Origin of the sequence: Kitasatospora sp. NPDC005751 (assembly GCF_040630835.1) — a bacterium.
GTDB lineage: Bacteria > Actinomycetota > Actinomycetes > Streptomycetales > Streptomycetaceae > Kitasatospora.
Window position 1 is genome coordinate 155,417 of sequence record NZ_JBEXYC010000001.1, and the last position, 21,000, is coordinate 176,416.

General features: G+C 73.0%; 18 protein-coding genes and 1 tRNA gene. 11 read left to right on the forward strand and 8 right to left on the reverse strand.

Translation table 11 applies throughout. The features are described 5' to 3' along the window. The first annotated feature begins 4 nt into the window (after positions 1 to 4). On the forward strand, positions 5 to 847 hold the full coding sequence (locus ABZ497_RS00695; protein ID WP_329492074.1) for an ABC transporter ATP-binding protein: 843 nt from the start codon (positions 5 to 7) through the stop codon (positions 845 to 847). After that, on the forward strand, positions 844 to 1,560 hold the full coding sequence (locus ABZ497_RS00700; protein WP_329487190.1) for an ABC transporter ATP-binding protein: 717 nt from the start codon (positions 844 to 846) through the stop codon (positions 1,558 to 1,560). The genes ABZ497_RS00695 and ABZ497_RS00700 overlap by 4 nt, the downstream gene beginning before the upstream one ends. A gap of 81 nt (positions 1,561 to 1,641) precedes the next feature. Here ABZ497_RS00700 and ABZ497_RS00705 read toward each other — a convergent pair whose 3' ends face one another. Next, positions 1,642 to 2,259: a response regulator gene (locus tag ABZ497_RS00705; RefSeq protein WP_329492075.1), complete on the reverse strand. Its 618-nt coding sequence runs from the start codon at positions 2,257 to 2,259 to the stop codon at positions 1,642 to 1,644. Between the two features lie 142 nt (positions 2,260 to 2,401). Here ABZ497_RS00705 and ABZ497_RS00710 point away from each other — a divergent pair. Further along, positions 2,402 to 2,474: transfer RNA gene (locus ABZ497_RS00710), tRNA-Leu, on the forward strand. Positions 2,475 to 2,558: 84 nt separating this feature from the next. On the opposite strand, the gene ABZ497_RS00715 is transcribed toward ABZ497_RS00710, so the two are convergent. The 3 genes from ABZ497_RS00715 to pyk form a co-directional block, all read right to left on the reverse strand. Further along, a complete protein-coding gene (locus tag ABZ497_RS00715) occupies positions 2,559 to 2,858 on the reverse strand; it encodes a helix-turn-helix transcriptional regulator (protein WP_359802427.1) in 300 nt (99 codons plus the stop codon). Continuing rightward, on the reverse strand, positions 2,855 to 3,214 hold the full coding sequence (locus tag ABZ497_RS00720; protein WP_359802429.1) for a type II toxin-antitoxin system RelE/ParE family toxin: 360 nt from the start codon (positions 3,212 to 3,214) through the stop codon (positions 2,855 to 2,857). Before ABZ497_RS00720 ends, ABZ497_RS00715 begins: the two co-directional genes overlap by 4 nt. A gap of 110 nt (positions 3,215 to 3,324) precedes the next feature. Further along, positions 3,325 to 4,755 (reverse strand): pyruvate kinase, encoded by a 1,431-nt coding sequence (gene pyk, locus ABZ497_RS00725; protein ID WP_359802431.1) that lies wholly within the window; start codon positions 4,753 to 4,755, stop codon positions 3,325 to 3,327. Between the two features lie 266 nt (positions 4,756 to 5,021). On the opposite strand from pyk, the gene ABZ497_RS00730 reads away from it, so the two are divergent. The 3 genes from ABZ497_RS00730 to ABZ497_RS00740 all read left to right on the forward strand — a co-directional run bounded on the left by ABZ497_RS00730 (position 5,022) and on the right by ABZ497_RS00740 (position 8,359). Continuing rightward, a complete protein-coding gene (locus ABZ497_RS00730; protein WP_359802434.1) occupies positions 5,022 to 6,113 on the forward strand; it encodes a hypothetical protein in 1,092 nt (363 codons plus the stop codon). An 82-nt stretch (positions 6,114 to 6,195) separates the two neighbouring features. Then, positions 6,196 to 7,848, forward strand: coding sequence for a VWA domain-containing protein (locus ABZ497_RS00735; RefSeq protein ID WP_359802436.1), 1,653 nt, complete (start codon positions 6,196 to 6,198; stop codon positions 7,846 to 7,848). Next, positions 7,835 to 8,359, forward strand: coding sequence for a hypothetical protein (locus ABZ497_RS00740; protein ID WP_359802439.1), 525 nt, complete (start codon positions 7,835 to 7,837; stop codon positions 8,357 to 8,359). The genes ABZ497_RS00735 and ABZ497_RS00740 overlap by 14 nt, the downstream gene beginning before the upstream one ends. A 37-nt stretch (positions 8,360 to 8,396) precedes the next feature. Here the strand turns inward: ABZ497_RS00740 and ABZ497_RS00745 are convergent, their stop codons facing one another. Then, complete coding sequence (locus tag ABZ497_RS00745; protein WP_359802441.1) at positions 8,397 to 11,732, reverse strand: AAA family ATPase; 3,336 nt, start codon at positions 11,730 to 11,732, stop codon at positions 8,397 to 8,399. 535 nt (positions 11,733 to 12,267) lie between these two features. Here ABZ497_RS00745 and ABZ497_RS00750 point away from each other — a divergent pair. The 3 genes from ABZ497_RS00750 (at position 12,268) to ABZ497_RS00760 (ending at position 15,731) form a co-directional block, all read left to right on the forward strand. Further along, the gene (locus ABZ497_RS00750) at positions 12,268 to 12,945 is read left to right on the forward strand and encodes a response regulator transcription factor (protein ID WP_329492076.1); all 678 of its coding nucleotides are present in this window, start codon (positions 12,268 to 12,270) and stop codon (positions 12,943 to 12,945) included. A 285-nt stretch (positions 12,946 to 13,230) separates the two neighbouring features. Next, entirely contained in the window at positions 13,231 to 15,057 is a 1,827-nt protein-coding gene (locus ABZ497_RS00755; RefSeq protein ID WP_359802444.1) for a 5'-nucleotidase C-terminal domain-containing protein, read from the forward strand. 104 nt (positions 15,058 to 15,161) lie between these two features. Beyond that, positions 15,162 to 15,731, forward strand: a complete 570-nt coding sequence (locus tag ABZ497_RS00760) for a Uma2 family endonuclease (RefSeq protein ID WP_329487197.1) — start codon at positions 15,162 to 15,164, stop codon at positions 15,729 to 15,731. A gap of 88 nt (positions 15,732 to 15,819) precedes the next feature. Here ABZ497_RS00760 and ABZ497_RS00765 read toward each other — a convergent pair whose 3' ends face one another. The 3 genes from ABZ497_RS00765 to ABZ497_RS00775 all read right to left on the reverse strand — a co-directional run bounded on the left by ABZ497_RS00765 (position 15,820) and on the right by ABZ497_RS00775 (position 19,568). After that, positions 15,820 to 17,277 carry an aldehyde dehydrogenase family protein gene (locus tag ABZ497_RS00765; RefSeq protein WP_359802447.1) on the reverse strand — a complete coding sequence of 486 codons (1,458 nt, stop codon included), beginning with the start codon at positions 17,275 to 17,277 and terminating at the stop codon, positions 15,820 to 15,822. 91 nt (positions 17,278 to 17,368) lie between these two features. Beyond that, positions 17,369 to 18,235 carry a helix-turn-helix transcriptional regulator gene (locus ABZ497_RS00770; protein ID WP_359802450.1) on the reverse strand — a complete coding sequence of 289 codons (867 nt, stop codon included), beginning with the start codon at positions 18,233 to 18,235 and terminating at the stop codon, positions 17,369 to 17,371. A gap of 79 nt (positions 18,236 to 18,314) precedes the next feature. Continuing rightward, entirely contained in the window at positions 18,315 to 19,568 is a 1,254-nt protein-coding gene (locus tag ABZ497_RS00775) for an MFS transporter (protein ID WP_359802452.1), read from the reverse strand. A 73-nt stretch (positions 19,569 to 19,641) separates the two neighbouring features. Between ABZ497_RS00775 and ABZ497_RS00780 the strand changes: the two genes are divergently transcribed. Continuing rightward, positions 19,642 to 20,610 carry a DUF5937 family protein gene (locus tag ABZ497_RS00780; RefSeq protein WP_359802455.1) on the forward strand — a complete coding sequence of 323 codons (969 nt, stop codon included), beginning with the start codon at positions 19,642 to 19,644 and terminating at the stop codon, positions 20,608 to 20,610. A gap of 92 nt (positions 20,611 to 20,702) precedes the next feature. After that, positions 20,703 to 20,885, forward strand: a complete 183-nt coding sequence (locus ABZ497_RS00785) for a hypothetical protein (RefSeq protein WP_359802457.1) — start codon at positions 20,703 to 20,705, stop codon at positions 20,883 to 20,885. The last annotated feature ends 115 nt before the right edge of the window (positions 20,886 to 21,000 follow it).

Sequence of the window (21,000 nt, forward strand, 5' to 3'; positions counted from 1 at the left end):
CCAGATGACCACCACCGACGCCCCCGCCGCCGTCTCCGGGCCCGGCCCCGCCAAGCCCCTGCTCGAAGTCTCCGGCGTCACCATGCGGTTCGGCGGCCTCACCGCCGTCAACAACGTCTCCCTCACCGTCGGCGAAGGCGAGATCATCGGCCTGATCGGCCCCAACGGCGCCGGCAAGACCACCTTCTTCAACTGCCTCACCGGCCTCTACGTCCCCACCGAGGGACGCGTCGCCTACCGCGGCACCGTCCTGCCGCCCAAGCCCCACCTCGTCACCCAGGCCGGCATCGCCCGCACCTTCCAGAACATCCGGCTCTTCGCCAACATGACCGTCCTGGAGAACGTCCTCGTCGGCCGGCACAGCCGCACCAAGGAAGGCATCTTCTCCGCCATCCTGCGCGGCCCCGGCTACCACCGCGCCGAAGCCGAGAGCCGCGCCCGCGCCATGGAACTGCTGGCGTTCACCGGACTCGCCGACAAGGCCGACCACCTCGCCCGCAACCTCCCCTACGGCGAACAGCGCAAGCTGGAGATCGCCCGGGCCCTCGCCTCCGACCCCGGCCTGCTGCTCCTCGACGAGCCCACCGCCGGCATGAACCCGCAGGAGACCCGGGCCGCCGAGGAACTCGTCTTCGCCATCCGTGACAAGGGCATCTCCATCCTCGTCATCGAGCACGACATGCGGTTCATCTTCAACCTGTGCGACCGCACCGCCGTCCTGGTCCAGGGCCAGAAGATCGTCGAAGGCGACCGCGAGACCGTCCAGAGCGACGAACGCGTCATCACCGCCTACCTCGGCGCACCGCTCGAAGGCACCGCCCCCGCAGCAACGGAGACCGACCAGTGACCGCACTCCTCGAGGTCAAGGACCTCCGCGTCGCCTACGGCAAGATCGAAGCCGTCAAGGGCATCAGCTTCACCGTCAACCAGGGCGAGGTCACCACCCTGATCGGCACCAACGGCGCCGGCAAGACCACCACCCTGCGCACCCTGTCCGGCCTGCTCAAGCCCACCGGCGGCACGGTCACCTTCGACGGCCAGGCCCTCACCACCGTCCCCGCCCACAAGATCGTCGCGCTCGGGCTCGCCCACTCCCCCGAGGGCCGGCACATCTTCCCGCGGATGACCATCGAGGAGAACCTGCTGCTCGGCGCGTTCCTGCGCACCGACACGGCCGGCATCGCGGCGGACGTCGAGCGGGCCTACGGCCTCTTCCCGATCCTCGGCGAGCGGCGCAAGCAGGCCGCCGGCACCCTGTCCGGCGGCGAGCAGCAGATGCTCGCCATGGGCCGGGCACTGATGTCCCAGCCGAAGCTGCTGATGCTGGACGAGCCCTCGATGGGGCTCTCCCCGCTGATGATGCAGAAGATCATGGCGACCATCGTGGAGCTGAAGGCCAGCGGCACGACCATCCTGCTGGTCGAGCAGAACGCCCAGGCGGCGCTCTCGCTGTCCGACCAGGGCTACGTGATGGAGACCGGCCGCATCGTGCTCAAGGGCACCGGCGCCGACCTCCTGCACGACGAGTCCGTGCGGAAGGCCTACCTCGGCGAGGACTGACCTCCCGCCCGGGCGGCACGTGGAAGGGCCCGGCAGCGTGCGCTGCCGGGCCCTTCCACGTGCCTGTCGGCCCACGGGCCGCTACTGCTCGCCCTTGGCCTCGTCGGCCTTCTTCTTGTCCTGGGCCTCGCCCTCTTCGATCACGGCCTCCGCGACCGCGGCCATCGTCATCCGACGGTCCATCGAGGTCTTCTGGATCCACCGGAACGCGGCCGGCTCGTTCAGCCCGAACTTGGTCTGCAGCACGCTCTTCGCCCGGTCCACCAGCTTCCGGGTCTCCAGCCGCTGGGTGAGGTCCTGGATCTCCTCCTCCAGCGTCCGCATCTCGGTGTACCGGGAGACGGCCATCTCGATCGCGGGGACCAGGTCGCTCTTGCTGAACGGCTTCACGATGTACGCCATCGCGCCCGCGTCCCGCGCCCGGTCCACCAGCTCGCGCTGCGAGAACGCTGTCAGCATCAGCACGGGCGCCAGGTGCGCCTCGTGGATCTGCTCGGCGGCGGAGAGCCCGTCCAGGACGGGCATCTTCACGTCCAGGATCGCCAGGTCGGGCCGCAGCTCCTCGACCAGTTTCAGCGCCGTCGCCCCGTCCCCGGCCTCGCCGACGACCGTGTACCCCTCCTCTTCGAGCATCTCCTTCAGGTCGAGGCGGATCAACGCCTCGTCCTCGGCGATCACAATTCGGGTGATCTGGGGCATGTCGGTCTCAAGCGGCTCTGCCTGCTCGTCGGCGGTGCTCACGGGGCTCCTCGTTCCGGCGGGGTACTGCATGCACGAGGGTACCCAGACACGGTATGTTTGACTTCAAGCAGGGTCGGGGGAAACCTTCGAATCTGTGGGCGCCCCGGTAGCCCAGCGGAAGAGGCAATGGTCTCAAACACCATCCAGCGTGGGTTCGAATCCCACCCGGGGTACTTTTCCTTCGATTAAAGGCTGAGACGGCGAGCGCCGGATCTCGACCCCGACACAGGTCCCGCACTCGCGACCCCTCCGCACGGTCAGCCCGCCTTGTCCAAGGGCTCCAACTCGACCGTGAGACGCATCCCCAGTGCCGAGGCCAACCGTTCCAGGACGACGATGGTGGGCATCGTCCCGCCCGCTTCGAAACGGGCCACCGCTGGCTGCTGCATACCGGCCGCCGCCGCGAGTCGGGACTGGGTCATACCGAGGGCCTCCCGGCGAAGTCGCACCTTCTCCCCGAGTTCGAACCTGATCCGGGCGGCCTCGTAGGCCGCACCGGCACCTGGACGGTCGAGGATCTCCTCCCGCATCGCACGCCAGGACGTCCGCTCACTCATGTCGCCCACTCCTCCTCGTCGTCGACGGTGTGCTGCTCGGCCGCGCAGCGGCGCAGCGCACGCCGGGCCCGGTCGACCTCGGAGCTCTCGCGCATCCGCGTCTTGCGGAACACCGTGAGCAGGATGATCCTTCTGCCGGTCGCGATCCAGTAAGTGATCCGCATGTCGAGCTCACCGAGATGGAAGCGGAGCTCACGGAGCTTCCCGTCCAGTTGCCTGGTGTAGGGCTCCCCGAGCAGCGGGCCACGGTCGGCGAGCAGGTCCACGTAGAAGGCGACCGTTCCCCGCCCGTCCGACCCGAGGCCGAGGATCCAGTCCCGGACTTCCGGTTCGAGCTCTACTTCTCCCCAAGTCATAACACGGATGGTATGAAGGCGCCAGAGCGCGTCGGGTCGGGAGGAACGGCGAACGGGCGGCATTCCCCAGGATGGGGGATGCCGCCCGTGGACCCGTGTACGAAGCCCGGTCAGCTGTCCAGTGTTCCCACGTGGTGGACGCGGACGAGGTTGGTGGAGCCGGCGAGGCCGGGTGGGGAGCCGGCGGTGATGACGACGATGTCGCCCTTGCGGCAGCGGCCGAGGGAGAGCAGCGCGGCGTCGACCTGTTCGACCATCTCGTCCGTGGTGGCGGCGAAGGGGCCGAGGAAGGTCTCCACGCCCCAGGTGAGGGCGAGTTGGCTGCGGACGGCCGGTTCGTAGGTGAAGGCGAGCACCGGGATCGGCGAGCGGGAGCGGGAGAGCCGGCGGGCGGTGTCGCCGGACTGGGTGAAGGCGATCAGGTACTTGGCGCCCAGGAAGTCGCCGATCTCGGTGGCCGCGCGGGCGACGGCGCCGCCCTGGGTGCGCGGCTTGGTGCCGGCAGTGAGCGGCGGGAGGCCGTCGGCGAGGACGTCCTGTTCGGCGGCCTCGATGATGCGGCCCATGGTCCGGACCGTCTCGACGGGGTACTTGCCGACGGAGGTCTCGCCGGAGAGCATCACCGCGTCGCTGCCGTCGAGGACGGCGTTGGCGACGTCGGAGGCCTCGGCCCGGGTGGGGCGGGAGGCGTTGATCATCGAGTCCAGCATCTGGGTGGCGACGATGACCGGCTTGGCGTTGCGCTTGGCCAGCTTGACGGCGCGCTTCTGGACCATCGGGACCTGTTCGAGGGGCATCTCCACGCCCAGGTCGCCGCGGGCCACCATGATGCCGTCGAAGGCGTCCACGATGGATTCCAGGTTCTCGACCGCCTGCGGCTTCTCGATCTTGGCGATGACCGGGACGGAGCGCCCCTCCTCCGCCATCACGCGGTGGACGTCCTCGATGTCGCGGCCGCTGCGGACGAAGGAGAGCGCGATCAGGTCGGCGCCGGTCCGCAGGGCCCAGCGCAGGTCGGCGATGTCCTTCTCGCTCAGCGCGGGCACGGAGACGGCGACGCCGGGGAGGTTGAGGCCCTTGTGGTCGGAGACCAGGCCGCCCTCGACGACGGTGCAGCGGACCAGCGGGCCGGCCACCTCGACGACCTCCAGGGTGACCCGGCCGTCGTCGACGAGGATCCGCTCGCCGCTGGTGACGTCGGCGGCGAGGCCCGGGTAGGTGGTGCCGCAGAGGTTCTGGTCTCCGACGACGCCCTTGTCGGTGGAGATCGTGAACTCGTCGCCGCGTTCGAGAAGTACCGGACCTTCGGCGAAGGTCTCCAGTCGGATCTTCGGGCCTTGAAGGTCGGCGAGCACGCCGACGCTGCGGCCGGTCTCGTCGGCGGCCTTGCGGACCCGGCGGTAGCGCTCCTCGTGCTCGGCGTGGGAGCCGTGGCTCAGGTTGAAGCGGGCGATGTCCATCCCGGCGTCGACCAGCGTCTTGATCTGGTCGTACGAGTCGGTGGCTGGCCCGAGAGTACAGACGATTTTTGCTCGGCGCATACCCCTGAGCGTAGGCATTACCGGCGCGTAACATCGACGCCCGTCCGACCGGCGGGATGACCTTTGCAGGAAGGTGAGTTGAACAATCTGACACCCGCTCGGACTGGTGTGCGCGCGGCGCCCCGCGGGCGTCCGCCGATGCGATTCCGTGAAGGGGTGTTCACCCCCGGTTCACCACGCCTTCGACCGCCGCTCGCGGCCCGGCGGGACGCTCGTCACCCGGGTGGGAGCCCGGACACGGGTCCGACGAGGGGGAATCGCCCGGTATGAAGCGTGCGTTCGGGGTGATCGCGGCACTGGTGCTGCTCGGCGGGGTGGCGTTCGCGCTGCTCAAACCCACCGGCCGGGACGATCCGGGCTCGAAGGTCGTCACGGTGACCGGCGTGATCGGCTCCGAGAAGCGAGACTTCTTCAAGGATCCGGACGTCGTGGCCGCGCTGGCGGAGCAGGGCCTCAAGGTCGATGTGCAGACCACCGGATCGTGGCTGATGAGCGAGAGCGACCTCGGCCGGCTCGACTTCGCGTTCCCGGCCAGCCTGTCGCCGGCCGAGGCGATCCGCCGGCAGCTGCAGCTCAAGGACGGGCCGGTCCGCCCGTTCTACTCGCCCCTGGTGGTGCTGGCCCACCAGTCGACGGCCAAGGTGCTGGCGCAGAACGGGCTGGCCTCCCAGGACCAGAACTCCCGGGTGTGGACGTTCAGGATGGACGAGTACGTCAACGTGGTCAGGGCCGGCCGCCGGTGGGAGGAGCTCACCGGCGCGAAGGACCAGGCGGACCTCAGCGGTGCGGTCTTCATGACCACCACGGACCCCGCCGAGTCCTCCTCCGGGGCGCTGTACCTCGCGCTGGTCTCCTACCTGCTCAACAACCACCAGGTGGTGTCGAGCGACGCCGAGGTGCAGCAGGTGAAGGCCGTGCTGTCCTCGCTGACCAGCAAGCAGGGCATCCAGAAGAGCAGCAGCGACGAGCCGTTCCGGGACTTCCTCTCGAACGTGGGCAATCCGCTGGTGCTCGCCTACGAGTCGCAGGCGGCGCAGCTGGCGGTGGAGGGCAAGGGCACCGGCGACATGGTGGTGCTGTACCCGGACACCACCATCTCCTCCGACCACACCATCGTCGGGCGCACGGCGGCCGGGCAGAAGCTGGCCGCGCTGCTGAACGACGACCAGAAGCTCCGCAAGCTGGAGGCCAGGTACGGGTTCCGGCCGCAGTCGGATCCGGCCGCCTTCGGTCTGCAGACCGCCGGGCGGGAGAATCCGGCCTTCGCGGCGGACCTGACGGCGGCGCGGGTGAAACAGGCGCCGGTGCCGTCCTCGGAGGCGCTGGCCAAGCTGGTCGACGCGGCGAAGGGGAAGTGACCGGCCGATGGCGGGCGGGACGGTGGCGGGGCGAACGGGACCGCCCGAAGCGGTACACGACGGCACGACGGACGGGGCGACGATGAGGACGACCAGGGTGGGGGCCGCGGCGGGGCGCGGCGGGCGGGTGCTGGTGGCGGGGCTCGCCCTGCTGGTGGCGGCGACGGCGTGCACGTCCTCGCCGGCGCCGGCTCCGCAGCAGAGCGACGCGCCGGCGCCGACCGCGCGGGCGGGGGTGCTGCGGGTGCTGGCCGGCAGCGAACTGCAGGACATGGCGCCGGTGCTGGAGGAGGCGCAGAAGGCGACCGGGGTGACCGTCCAGTTCGCCTGGACCGGGTCGCTGGACGGTGCGGACGCCGTGGCCTCGGGCCGGGCGGACGGCAAGTACGACGCGGTCTGGTTCCCCTCGAACCACTATCTGCGGCTGGACGACGCGGGGAAGTCGAAGCTGCTGTCGGAGACGCCGGTGATGGTGTCGCCGGTGGCGGTGGGTGTGCGGTCGTCCGCGCTCGACGAGCTGGGCTGGGGCGACGGTTCCAAGGTGAGCTGGGGGCAGCTGGCGGACGCGGCGTCGACCGGCAGGCTGGCGTACGGGATGGCCGACCCGTCGCGGTCCAACTCGGGCTTCTCGGCGCTGGTGGCGGTGGCGGCGGCGTTCTCGGGGGCGGATTCGGCGCTCACCGAGGCGGACGTGCGGAAGGCGACGCCGTCGTTGAAGCAGTTCTTCACGGGGCAGAAGCTGACGTCGGGTTCGTCCGGCTGGCTGGCGCAGGCGTACGCGCGGGCGGAGCAGGGCCGGGTCGGGGCGCTGGTCAACTACGAGTCGGTCCTGCTGTCGATGAACAAGACGCTGGCGGCGGACCAGCAGCTGACGGTGATCCGGCCGACCGACGGCGTGGTGTCGGCGAACTATCCGCTGACGCTGCTCAGTTCCTCGGCCGAGCGGGAGCGGGACTCGTTCCGGCGGCTGACCGACTACCTGCTGAAGGACGATGTGCAGAAGCGCGTCTCGGAGTTGACGCTGCGTCACCCGGTGTCGGCGGGGGTGGCGGCGGCGCCGTCGCTGCCGGCCGACCGGCGGCACGAGTTGCCGTTCCCGGGCAGCAAGGCGGTCGCGGACGGCCTGTTGGCCTCGTACCAGGACGAGCTGCGCCGGCCGTCGCGGACGGTGTACGTGCTGGACACCTCGGGGTCGATGGCGGGGGCCCGGCTGGCGGCGCTGAAGTCGGCGCTGGGGCGGCTGACCGGGGCGGAGGACACCCGGGGGGTGCGGCGGTTCCGCAACCGCGAGGAGGTGACGCTGCTGTCGTTCGCCTCCAAGGTGAAGTCGACGAAGACGCACACGGTGCCGGCGGCCGGTGCGCAGCAGGAGCTGGCGTCGATCAACGCGGATGTGCAGGCGCTGTCGGCGGACGGCGGGACGGCGGTGTACAGCTCGCTGCAGGAGGCGTACCGGTTCCTGGACCGGCAGCAGGCGGCGGCGCAGGACGACCGGTTCACGTCGATCGTGGTGATGACGGACGGTGAGAGCAACGAGGGCGCGTCGGACAAGGACTTCCGGAACTTCTACAACGGGTTGTCGGCGGCGCAGAAGGCGGTGCCGGTGTTCCCGATCCTGTTCGGGGACGCGGCGAAGAACCAGTTGCAGGGGATCGCGGAGCTGACCGGGGGCAAGCTGTTCGACGGGACGGCGTCGCTGGACGGGGCGTTCGAGGAGATCCGTGGGTACCAGTAGCCGCGGGGGTCCCGGCGGGCGGCGGATGGTGGGGTATCTGGAGTCCACCCGCAATCTGGTCGGCTGCGGGGGCGGGGCGGTCGGGCTGGGGCTGCATTTCGCGGGGCTCGGCGGTGCGTGGTGGCCGGGGATCGTGGCGGCGTTGTACGTCGTGGGTGTGCTGCTGGCGCCGGCGCCGCGCCCGGTGACCCCGGGGCGGGTGCCGGACGTGCCGGTGCCGGACGTGCCGGTGCCCGCGCCGCCGGTGCGCTGGGTGGAGCTGGACGCGCTGGCGGGTTATCTGGGGACGGTGGCCCTGCCGTCGTCGGTGAAGCTGGACGACCTGGTGGAGCGGTTGCGGGTGGTCGGTCCGGGGCCGGTGGCGGAGCGGATCGTGCTGCGGCGGCTGCCGGTGGCGGTGGACGGCTATCTGCGGGCGCGGACCTGGGAGCGCTGGACGCCGGACGGGGAGGATCCGGGGGTGGCGCTCGCGCGGGAGGTGGAGCGGATGGCGGCGGTGCTGGCGGGTTGAGCGAGGGAGGCCCGCGCCGGGTGTCGGCGCGGGCCGGTCACGTCTCCAGGGCGCCGGCGAGTTCCGCCCGGCGGCGGACGCCGAGTTTGCGGAAGCTGTTGGTCAGGTGGGTCTCCACGGTCCGGACGGCCAGGTGCAGCATGGCGGCGATCTCGGCGTTGGAGTGTCCGGCCGTGGCCAGGCGGCAGATCCGCAGTTCGCTGTCGGTGAGTGCCTCGGCGCCGGCGTGCTCGCCGCGGCCGCGCCGGGCGCCGCTGGCGCGGAGCGCCTCGACGGCGACGGCCCGCAGTCGTATCGCGCCGAGCCGTTCGGCGCGGCCGGCGGCCTCGCGCAGGGCGCGGCGGGCGGCGCCGCGGCGGCCGCCGTCGGCGAGCAGGCGGCCGTGGGTGATCAGTGCGGGGATGAGTTCGGTCTCGATCTCGGCGGTGCGCAGGAGCTCGACGGCCTCGGCGGCGAGGTCGAGTCCGTGGCGGCCGCCGGTGGCGGCGCCGAGGGCGCGCAGGGCGCGGCCGACGGTGCGCGGGGTGCCCCAGATCCGGGCGAGCCGCAGTTCCTCCTCGGCGAGGGCGACGGCGGGGCCGGGTTCGCCGAGGGCGGTGTGGCAGTCGGCGGCGGCGGAGCGCCAGGGGGTGACGATGGGGCTGAGGACGTGCCGTTCGCCTTGGCGGCGGCCGCATTCCATCAGGTCGACGAGGGCTTCGGCCGGTTCGCCGGTGGCGAGTCGGAGCAGGCCGCGGGCGTACAGGTACTCGTTCCACTCCCAGGAGCCCTGGGCGCGGTCGGCGGCGACGGCGCGGGCGAGGCCGTGGGCCTGCCAGTAGCGGCCGGTCTCGGTGAGGGCGATGACGGCCTGGGCGACGAGGTGGGCGTTCTGCTGGCCGAGCAGGCCGGCGTAGGTGGCGGGGGCCTGCGCGTCGGCTTCGGCCGGTTCACCGGGCGCGGTCGCGGCGCCCGGGGTGGTGACGTCGCGGTCCACGAGGTGCGGGTCCGCGGTGCCCGGGGCGCAGGCGCCCGGGTGGCCCGGTCCGGTGGCGCCCGGGCCGGTGTCCGCCGGTGTCCCGCACCACCAGGACCAGACGGAGCGCTCGTGGCGTTCGGGCCGCTCGGCGCTCTCGCCGCCGGACCGGCCGCGGGCGCCGGTCCGCAGCCCCTGACGGACGGCCTGGGCGGGGGCGGGCGGGGCCGCCTGGGCGGGGGCGGGCGGGGCCGCCTGGGCGGGGGCGGGCGCCGGTCCCGGGAGCGCGGCGGGCCCCGCGCAGGCGGCGGGCGCGGACGCGGCGGCGGCCGACGCGGCGGACGATCCGGTCAGCGCGAGGTCGTCGAGCAGCGCCTGGTACTCGCCGCGCATCACCCGGCTCTCGGCGCGCACGCTCAGCAGGCACTGGTAGCCGGGGTCCAGCGAGGGCCCCCGGTACGCGGCCAGGCCGCGCGCCACCAGCCGGTCCGCCTCGGGCAGCAGGTCCGCCCACTGGGCCAGGGTGGCGGCGGAGACCAGGACGTAGGAGCGGCAGAGCGGGTCGACCGGGGCGTCGAGCAGGTCCTTGACCCGGGCGGCGACCTCGGCCGCGGAGAGCACCCCGCTGGTCGAGTCGAACTCGGTGAGCAGCGCGTACGCGGGCGGTGCGAGCCGGTGCTGGGTGCGGGCGGCGAACCGCTGGACGCCCTCGACCACCTGGAGCCAGCTGTGGCCGTCGTGCGCGGCGATCAGTGCGGCGGCGGCCTGGACGGCGTGGACGAGGTCGTCGCGGTCGGCGAAGCGTTCGGCCAGTTCCTCCATCAGTTCCAGCGCCGCGGGGGCGTCGCCGCGGGCGGCCAGTACGGCGCCGAGCGTGTTGGCGGTCTGGAAGACGCCTTCGTCGGACTGCTGGAGGTGCACGGCCTCGGCGAGGTGGCGGACGCCCGCGGTGCGCTCGGCCGGGCCGAGGGTGACCTCCAGGCCGCCGAGCTCGGTGAGCAGCAGGCCGCGCCGGCGGTCGTTGAGCGGCTCGGTGAGGACCCGGCGCAGCAGGGTGACGGCGTCCTCGGGGCGGTCGGCCTCGGCGGCCTTGCGGGCGGCGCGGCGCAGGGCTTCCGCGGCCCAGCGCGGGGCGGGGGCGGGGGTGAGCAGGAGGTGTCCGGCGACGCGTTCATCGGGTGCTCCGGTGCGGTGCAGGAACTCGGCGGCGGCGCGGTGGACGCGGGCGCGGTGGCCGGGTTCGTGGCCGGCCAGGACGGCGTCGGTGAGCAGCGGGTGGGCGAAGCGGGGCCAGCGGCCGGGGCCGGGGTCGTCGAGCAGCTTCTGGGTGGTGAGCTCGGCGAGCCAGCCGGTGATCTGGTCGGGGTCGGCGCCGGCGAGTTCGGCGAGCATCGGTACCGGGTCGAAGTCCCCGGCGCCGGGCAGGGGGGCGGTGCGGGCGGCGGGGTGTTCCTGCATCCGGGCGAGGACGCGGGCGGCGGTGAGGGCGCGGTCGCCGCCGCCGCGCAGCCACTGTTCGACGGCCTCGGGGAAGGCGCCGCCGGGCATCCGGGCGCAGCTGTCGGGCAGGGCGCGGAGGGTGGTGAGGGCGCGGGGCGCGGGCAGGGCCGGGAGGGCGACGAGGGCGGGCGGGGCGGGCAGGGCGGTGAAGGCGGCGGGGCAGCACTCGTCGGGGTGGTCGCGCAGGTCGGCGAGGAGTGCGGTGAGCAGCAGCGGGTTGCCGCCGGTGGCGCGGACGCAGTCGTCGGCGAGGGCGGGCGGGGCGCCGAGGCCGAGGTGGAGTTCGGCGAGCCGGGTGGCGGCGGTGGTGTCGAGGGGGTCGAGCCGGGTGGTGTCGGCCAGTCCGGGGGGCAGGCCGCGGCCGAAGCGGGCGGGCGGGCTGCCGAGGGCGCTCTGGCGGCGTTCGGTGGCCAGCAGGAGGACGGGCAGCCGGTCGATCCGGCGGGCGAGCTGGAGCAGCCAGTCCCGGGAGGCCCGGTCGGCGAGGTGGATGTCGTCGACGGCGAGCAGGACGGGGCTGTGGGCGGCGTGCAGGCGCAGCAGGGCCCAGAGGTCGGTGTCGGTGTCGGTGTCGGTGCCGGGGGCGGTGCGGCCGGCCCCGGGGGGCGGTGTGCCCTGGCCGGGGGCGGCCTCGAACAGCTGGCGGGCGGCGGCGTAGGGGGTGGTGGCCTCGTCGACGGAGCAGCGGGCCCACAGCACGGTGGTGCCGTGGGCGGCCTCGCGACGGGCGGCTTCGGCGAGCAGGGCGCTGCGGCCGGTGCCGGCGGCGCCGGTGACCAGCAGGACGCCGCCGGTGCCGGTCCGGGCACGGGTGGCGAGGGCGGCGATCCGGCGCAGCTGGGGGTCGCGGGCCGCGAGGTGCGGTGGTGCGGCGACGGTCCGGTCCTGCTGGTGTCGGCGCGTCCTGACGGTACTCATCTGCTTCCCTCCCGCGACGCCCGCCGATGACCGGACGGGCACTTTTCCCCGTTGTGCAGGGAAACGGCTTGACGCCGTGTCAGCGGCTCGGTTAGAGCTGTGATTCTCGTCGCACCCCTTTCGGAGCCGCTCCGCACCCCACCCCCGCCCGATCCGTCCGGCTGCCCTCCGCGCCCCGCACCGCCCCCGCCCGGGCCGGGGCCGCGCCCGTCGTCCGCGTGTCCGCGCGGCGCTGCGCTGCTCCGTTGCCGTCGGGTGGCCGATCTCGTGGTGGACCACGATGGCCGTGGCCGCCCGTGGCGGGGACCATGGAGCCTACCGGGGGGCCGTCGTCGTTCCCGCATCGCACGCCGCACGCCTGTGCCCGCCGGGCCCGCAAGGGCCTGGTCGCGGCGCACCGCCGTCCGGCCGCGAGCCGGGGATTTTCCAGGAGGGGGCCAGCTTGACTGTCCTGCACACCGACCACGAACGCCGGGCCGTGCCCAGGCACGCTCCCGCGTCGGCGGGCCAGCGGATGGTGCCGCCGCAGCGTCCGATGTCCGCCCGGCACGTCGCCCCGTCCGCCGCTCCCCCGTCCAGCGGTGGCCGGACCAGCGTCGTCGTCCAGGCCGCGGACCCGATCTCGCGGGCCGGGGCGGAGGCGCAGCTGCGCCGTCACCCGGGGCTGGAGCTGTTGGATCCGGCGCCGGGTGCGCCGACCACACCGGGGGCGGTCACCGTGCTGCTGGCCGAGTCGGCGGACGCCGCCGTGATGGCGAACCTGCGGCGGCTGGTGCGCGGTGCCGAGCAGCGGGTGGTGCTGGTCGTCGAGCGGATGCGCGAGGCCGAGCTGCTGGAGGCGGTGGAGTGCGGCGTGGCCGCGATCATCTGGCGCCGGGAGGCCACCGCCGAGCGGCTGGGCCGGGCGGTGCTGGCGGCGGCCCGGGGTGACGGTGATCTGCCGGCGGACCTGCTGGGGCGGCTGATCAGCCAGGTGGGCCGGTTGCAGCGGAGCGTCCAGGGGATGCCGGGCCATGCGCCGTCGGGGCTGTCCGAGCGGGAGTCGGACGTGCTGCGGCTGGTCGCCGAGGGCTGGGACACGGGTGAGATCGCGGCCCGGTTGTCGTACTCCGAGCGCACGGTCAAGAACGTCCTGCACGGGTTGACGACCCGGCTGCAGTTGCGCAATCGGGCCCACGCGGTCGCCCACGCGGTCCGCGAGGGGTACATCTAGGCCCCGCGCCCGTCCTTCGGCCACCCGCCCGCCGCGTCCCGTCCGCCGGCGCGGCGGGTGGCCGCCTTTCCGGCCGCGGCGGGTGACCTGTTCTGCGGCCGCGGCGGGTACGGTGCGCGATGCCGGTGCGGGGGTGTCACGAACGAGTCGCCAAGATCTCACCTGCTGGAAACGTTTCGGGGCTACCCATCGGCCGGGTCGCGCGGCACACTTCTACGCGCGTACCTCTACGCGCGTCACCACACCTGACGACCCATTCGCCGTCCCCACCCGGGAGAGCCGTCCATGCCTCTGAACCGTCGTGACTTCGTCGCCCGGTCCGCCGCCACCGCCGCCGGCGCCGCCCTGGCCGGCGGCGCCGGCCTCGTCGCCGCCACGCCCGCCGCGGCGGCGGGCCCGGACGAGGCCCGCGCCAAGGGGCGGGCCAAGAAGCAGGCCTTCACCGTCATGGGCACCACCGACCTGCACGGCCGGGTGCTCAACTGGGACTACTTCACCGACGCGGTCTACGCCGACAAGGCGCACAACGAGGTCGGCCTCGCCAAGATCTCCACGCTGGCCAAGCAGGTCCGCGAGGAGAAGGGCTGGGACCGCACCCTGCTGATCGACGCCGGCGACACCATCCAGGGCACCCAGCTGACCTACTACTACGCCCGGGTCGACCCGATCGCCACCGAGGCCGACACCGCGCCCGAGCACCCGATGGCGCTCGCCATGAACACCATGGAGTACACGGCCGCGGCGCTCGGCAACCACGAGTTCAACTACGGCATCGACACCCTGCGCGCCTACGAGGAGCAGCTGGACTTCCCGCTGCTGGGCGCCAACGCGCTGAACGCCCGCACCGACAAGCCGGCCTTCCCGCCGTACGTGATCCGCAAGCTGCGGCTGGGCAACGGGCCGGCCCTCAAGGTCGGCATCCTGGGCCTGACCAACCCGGGCATCGCGATCTGGGACAAGGCGAACGTCGCCGGCAAGATGACCTTCCCCGGCATCGTGGAGACCGCGAAGGTCTGGGTGCCCAAGGTCCGCGCGGCCGGCGCGGACGTCGTCGTGGTGGCCTGCCACTCCGGCATGGACGAGGCCACCTCCTACGGCGACCAGCTGCCGTGGGCGGAGAACGCCTCGGTCGCGCTGGCCGAGCAGGTCGCGGGCATCGACGCCGTCCTGGTGGGCCACGCGCACAAGGAGATCCCGCAGCGGCTGGTCGTCAACAAGGAGACCGGCCGGACGGTCGTGCTCTCCGAGCCGCTCTGCTGGGGCCAGCGGCTGACCTGCTTCGACTTCGAGGTGGAGCTGGACAACGGCGCCTGGAAGGTGGTCTCGCTCTCCTCCCGGGTGCTGAACTCCAACACCGTCCCGGAGGACCCGGAGATCGTCGGCCTGATGACCGACCAGCACAAGAAGGTGGTCGAGTACGTCAACCAGGTCATCGGCACCGCGAAGATCGAGCTGTCGATCGCCGAGGCGCCGTTCCGGGACGTCCCGATCATCGACCTGATCGGCCGCGTCCAGGCCGACGTGGTCAAGGAGGCGCTGGCCGGCGGCCAGTACGCCAAGCTGCCGGTGCTCGCGCAGGCCGCGCCCTTCAACCGCACCGCCGTGATCCCGTCCGGCCAGGTCAAGCTGCGCGACGCGGCGGGCCTGTACATCTACGAGAACACCCTGGAGGCCCGCATCCTGACGGGCGCCCAGCTCAAGGACTACCTGGAGTTCTCGGCCCGGTACTACAACCAGCTCGCCCCGGACGCGCCGGTCGACAAGGCCACCCTGACCAACGCGCAGAACACCCCGGACTACAACTACGACTCGGTGTACGGCCTGGGCTACGACATCGACATCGCCCAGCCGGCCGGCTCGCGGATCGTCAACCTCACCTTCGAGGGCAAGCCGGTCGACCCCGCCGCCCAGTTCGTCCTCGCGGTGAACAACTACCGTGCCAACGGCGGCGGCAACTTCCCGCACGTCGCGGCCGCCCCGAAGGTGTGGGCCAACTCGGACGAGATCCGCAACGCGATGATCGCCTGGGTGAAGGCCCGGGGCGTCATCGACCCGGCCGACTTCGCCGCCGAGTCCTGGCGCCTGGTCCGGGCCGGCCGCCCGGTGTTCTGACCCCGCCCGCCCCACGACCGCCGCGACCGCCCCGCCACCCCTTCCCCGGTGGCGGGGCGCCCGCGTCCGGCCCGGCGGGCCCGTCGCGGTGGGAGGATGGCGGCATGACCGAGTTCCGTGTCCCCGAACGACATGCCCAGCTCCTGGCGTACGCGCAGGGCCTGACTCCGCCGTCGGGGTGGAAGATCGAGATCTCCGGCGACGAGATCATCATGATGGCGGGGCCGTCGGTGATCCACCAACGCAACCTGCTGATCGTCCGGGAGCAGTTCGACGCGCACCGGCCGTCCGACCTGATGCCCAGCGAGAACACCGACCTCGCCTCGCCGAACGTCGGCAAGCTGCGCAATCCGGACCTCACCTACATCCCGGTCTCGGTGGTCGAGCTCGGCGGCAACGACGTCCCGGCAGAGCTGGCGGCGATCGCGGTCGAGATCGTCTCGCCCTCGAATCCGGAGAACGACCTGGTCGGCAAGGTCCGCGACTACCCGCTGATGCAGATCCCGCTGTACCTGGTGATCGACCCGCGCGACGGCACGCTCACCCTCCACTCCGAACCCGGCAACGGCGTCTACCGCCGCCGGTGGAGCGGCGGGTTCGGCGACCGGGTGCCCGTCCCGGAGCCGTTCGCCTTCGAGCTCACCACCACCGAGCTGATCCGCTACCCCCGCTGAGCCCGGGCGCCCGCGCGGCGGGTTGGGCCCCCGCCACCGGTGGTCCGGGTGGCGGGGCGCCCGCGTCCGGCCCGGCGGGCCCGAGGGGTCAGAACGGGAAGCGGCTGCGCCCGTGCTGGATGGAGATCCACTTCACCGTGGTGAAGGCGTCCACCGTGGACTCGCCGTTGAGGCGGCCCACCCCGGAGTTCTTCTCGCCGCCGAACGGCACCACGGCCTCGTCGGCGATGGTCCCGTCGTTGACGTGGATCATGCCGGTCTCGATCCGCTGCGCCACCCGCACACCGCGCTCCACGTCCGCCGTGTGCACGGCGCCGCTGAGCCCGAAGGGGGTGTCGTTGGCGATCCGGACCGCCTCGTCCTCACCGTCGAACGGCACCACCAGGACGACCGGGCCGAAGAGTTCGCGCTGCAGGATCGGCGCGCCGGCCGGCAGGCCGCCGAGCACGACCGGGTCCATCAGGCTGCCGTTGGTCTCACCGCGCAGCAGGGCGGTGGCCCCGCCGGCGATCGCCTGGTCGACCTGGGCGGTGATGGCGTCGGCCTGCACCGGGTTGATCAGCGGGCCGATCTGGGTGGCCGGGTCCTTCGGGTCGCCGACCCGCAGCGTGGCGACCTTGCGGACGAACCGCTCGGTGAACTCCGCCTCGACGCTGCGGTCGACCAGCACCCGGTTGGCCGCCATGCAGACCTGGCCCTGGTGGGCGAAGCGGCTGAACACCGCGGCGTCGACCGCGTAGTCCAGGTCGGCGTCGTCGAGCACGATCAGCGCGCTGTTGCCGCCGAGCTCCAGCACCGTGCGCTTGAAGTGCGAGGCGGCGACGGTGGCGACGTGCCGGCCGACCTTGTCCGAGCCGGTGAAGGAGATCACCTTGGGGACGGGGTGCTCGATGAAGGCGTCCCCGATCTCGGCGATGTCGGTGATGACGACGTTCAGCAGACCGGCCGGCAGGCCCGCCTCCTCGAAGATCCTGGCGATCAGCGTGCCACCGACCACCGGGGTCTCCTGGTGCGGCTTGAGCACCACGCCGTTGCCGAGCGCGAGGGCCGGCGCGACCGCCTTCAGCGACAGGAACAGCGGGAAGTTGAACGGGCTGATCACACCGACCACGCCGACCGGGAGGCGGTACAGGCGGTTCTCCTTGCCCTCCACCGGCGAGGGCAGCAGCCGGCCCTCGGCGCGCAGCGACAGCTGCATCGACTCGCGCAGCATGTCCTTGGTGAGGGAGAGTTCGAACCCGGCCTTGAGGGCGGTGCCGCCCAGCTCGGCCATGATCGCCTCGGTGATCTCCGCCTCGCGCTCCTCGACGATGCGCAGCGCGCGCTCGAAGACCAGCCGGCGCGCGTAGGGGTTGGTGGCGGCCCACTCCTTCTGCGCCCGCTCGGCCGCGCGGTACGCCCGGTCGACCTCCTCGACGGTGGCGACGGTGATGGTGGCGAGCTTGTCGCCGGTGTAGGGGTCGACGTCGACGATGTCCCAGGAGCCGCTGCCGGTCCGCCACTCGCCGTCGATGTACTGCAGCACCAACTCGGAAAGGTACGACATCTGATCCCTCTCGTGCTGATTCGGGAAAGCTGCGGGAAAGCCCGCAGGCTCTCCTCGATCAGATCTGATCAGGGCTCATCGTACTGACGCCTCACAGTTCTTGGCGTACGGAGCGAAGAAGTTCCCGGGTCAGCTCGGGGGTGAGGCTGTCGGCCACCAGACCGTCCGCCGCGCCGGAGTACTCGGCCACCTCGGCGGGCTTGTCCAGGTAGAGCGCGGTGGTGAACTGCTCCAGGTAGACGACGTCCGCGAGCTCCGGTTCGGCGAAGCTCAGTACCGAGAAGGCGCCGCCCTCGGCGCGCAGCCCGCCGAAGCGCAGCGGCATCACCTGGAGCACGACGTTGGGCAGTTCGGTCAGCTCCAGCAGCCGGTCGATCTGCGCCCGCATCAGCTCGGGCCCGCCCCAGGGGCGGCGCAGTGCGGCCTCGTCCAGGACGGCGAGCAGTCGCGGCGCCCGGTCGGCGGTGAGCACCCGCTGGCGTTTCAGCCGGACCTCGACCCGCCGCTCGACCTCGTCGGCCTCGGTGACGTGGCCGCCGTGGGTGATCACCGCCCGCGCGTAGTCGGCGGTCTGCAGCAACCCGTGGACGAACTGCACCTCGTAGCTGCGGATCTCGGTGGCGGCCTCCTCCAGGCCGAGGTAGGTCTGGAACCAGCCCGGCAGCACGTCGCCGTAACCGTGCCACCAGGACGTCGCGTTGGCGTCGCGGACCAGCCCGAGCACCGAGGCCCGCTCCTGCTCGGCCTCGACCCCGTACAGCGTGAGCAGGTCGGCGACGTCGCGCTCCTTGAAGCCGACCCGGCCGAGTTCCATCCGGCTGATCTTCGACTCGGAGGCGCGGATCGAGTACCCGGCCTCCTCCCGGCTGACGCCTCTGGCCTCCCGCAGCCTTCGCAGTTGGGACCCCAGTAGCAGGCGCCGTACCGTGGCACCTCCGCCTGCCTGAGTCATGCTCATCGCGTCACCCTCCGCACGTCGCGCAGCCCCCCGGCCGTCGGCCGCAGTCTGCCATCTGACACGGACAAACAACAGTCCGTCAGCGATCGCGTTCCAGGCGTAGCAGCCCGGGTACCGCGGCCAGGCTCAGGACCAGCAGGAACAGCCACGGCCAGGCGGCGCCGCGCCCCAGCAGCAGGGTGAGCAGGGCGGGAGCGACGGCCTGGCCGATGTTCCAGGACAGTTGGTAGACCGCCAGGTAGCGGCCGCGCAGCCCGGGGTCGGCGAGCGAGACGCTGAGCTCCTCCCGGAAGGGGGTGGCCATGGTCTCGGCGAGGTTGTAGAGGAACATCGCGGCGTAGAGCGCGGCGAGGACGGCCCAGCCGGGGGCGGCGGCCACCAGGGCGAAGGCGCCGAAGGCGAGGGCGTTGAGGAGCGAGGCGGCGGCGAGCACCCTGGTCGGCCGGAACCGCTCCAGCCGCCCGGCCACCAGGTTGCCGGTGAGGACGACCTGGAGGCCGTTGAGCACCAGCAGCGAACCGGCCACCCAGGCCTCGCGGTGCAGGCCCTCGGTGAGGTAGACGGCGAGCAGCATGCTCAGGATCATCGAGCCGAAGACGAAGGTGAGGTTGACGGCGACCAGCAGCAGGTACCGGCGGTCGCGCAGCACCGCGCGGTAGCCGCCCGCCTCCTCGGCCGGGGCCGTCTCCTCCGCCGGGGCCGTCTCCTCCGCCGGCGCGGCCGCCGGGGCCGGCCGCCAGGTGGCCAGCAGGACGGTCGCGACGACGTAGCTGACGCCGTTGAGCGCCACCAGCAGCCGCAGGCTCCCGGTGCCGCCGCCGGCCACCAGGAGGGCGCCCAGCGCCCCGCCGAGGCCGAGCCCGGCGTTGCGCAGCGTCTGCACCAGCGCGAACCAGCGGGTCCGCTCCCCCTCGGCGGAGGCCAGCACCACCAGGCCGGTGCTGGCGGTCCAGTAGGCGACGTGGCCGATCTGGGCGAGCAGGCAGACCAGCACGATCTGCCAGAGCTGCTGGGCGAGCAGGTAGCCGCCGAAGGCGAGCGCGGAGAGCGCGTTGCCGGCGGCCGCCACCACCCGGGCCCCGTAGCGGTCGATCAGCGGGCCGACGCCGATCGCGGTGGGCAGGGCGAGCAGCCGGGCGGCGGTGATCGCGGCGCCGACGGCGGCGACGGCCAGGCCGGTGGTGCGGGCGAAGTAGACGAGGGTGAAGGCGAGGATCAGCCCGGTGCCGAGGCTGTCGATCAGGTGGGCGCCGACCAGCCCGGTCCGGCCGGAGGTGTCCGGCAGGCCCAGTCGGTCGCGCAGCGGGGCGGGTGTGGCGGTCGCGGTGGTCATGGCCCCAGGTTCTCGGGCATGATCATCCCTGCCCAGAGATTCCATCCTGCTCGAATCCTCGCCGGAGGCCGCCATGCTCGTCTGGGAGTTCTCGGCCCAGGACCTCGCCCGGACGCGCTTCGCCTGCTCCCCGCTGTCCGAGGTCGCCACCAGCGTCGAGGTGCTGAAGGAGCCGGGCCGGCACGCCGTCCACCTGCCGTGGGTGCGGCAGGCCCGGCGGCGGCTGGAGGGCGTCGGCTGGGAGCTGCTGTCCGAGCTGATCCGGCTGCCCACGGTGTACGTACCGGACTTCCTGACCCCGGTGCCGACCCACTCCTCGCCCACCATCGAGCAGTCGGTGGCCGCGCTGGCCGCCACCGACCCGGCCGTCGTCCGCCGGGACCTCGACCGGCTCGGCGGGGAACTCCCGCCACTGGTCGCCGAACTGCGGGCCGATCCGGAGGCGGGCACGGCCCGGCTGGCCGCCGAGGTGCGGGCCTACTGGACGGCGGCGATCGCCCCCCACTGGCCGCGCATCCAGCGCCTCACCGAGGGCGAGATCCTGCGGCGGGCCCGCCAGATGTCGACGGGCGGCCCGGCCGCGCTCTTCGCCGACCTGCACCCCCAGGTGAGCTGGGAGCGCGACACCCTGCGGATCGACCACCGCCGGGTGGACGTGCAGCGACGGCTGGACGGCGAGCGGGGCCTGGTCCTGGCCCCCACCGTGTTCGCCTGGCCGGGCGTCTTCTCCCAGCAGAACCCGCCCTGGCAGCCCGGCCTGGTCTACCCGCCGCGCGGGGTGGCCACGCTCTGGGAGACCTCCGGCGCCACCGTGCCCGACGGCCTGGCCCGGGTGATCGGGCGGACCAGGGCCCGGCTGCTCGCCGAACTCGACGCCCCCGCCTCGACCACCGAACTCGCCGCCCGGACCGGCCTGTCGGCCGCCAACGTGTCGCACCACCTCACGGCCCTGCGCGGAGCGGGCCTGGCCGCCCGCCACCGCGCCGGCCGCACCGTCCTCTACCTGCGCACCGAGGCCGCGGAACTGCTGCTGCGCGGCTGAGCCCCGAGAACCGCCGCCGCGCGGCTGAGGCACGAAGACCGCCGCGCGGCCGGGGCCCGGAACCGCCGCGGCCCCCGGCCCGTCCAAGCGCCATGCGCCGACGCCGCCCGAGCCCCGCCGCCCTGCTGCTCACCGTGCTGGCCCTCACGGCCCTGGTGTTCGCCGTCCTGACGGTCACCGCTGGGGGGAACAACCGGGGGCTGCCGCCCCGGCCCGGCGATCCGGGCCTCCCCCGCCCCACCGTCACGATCGCCCCGGCGACGCCCCGGGTCTGAACCGCCACCGCGGCGGGCGCACGAAAGCGGCACCTGCCCTCAACTTGGTCGGGGAGAGGGCAGGCGCCGTGGGACCGCGTTTGGCCCGGCGACACTGGCGGGAGGAGCGGCTCGT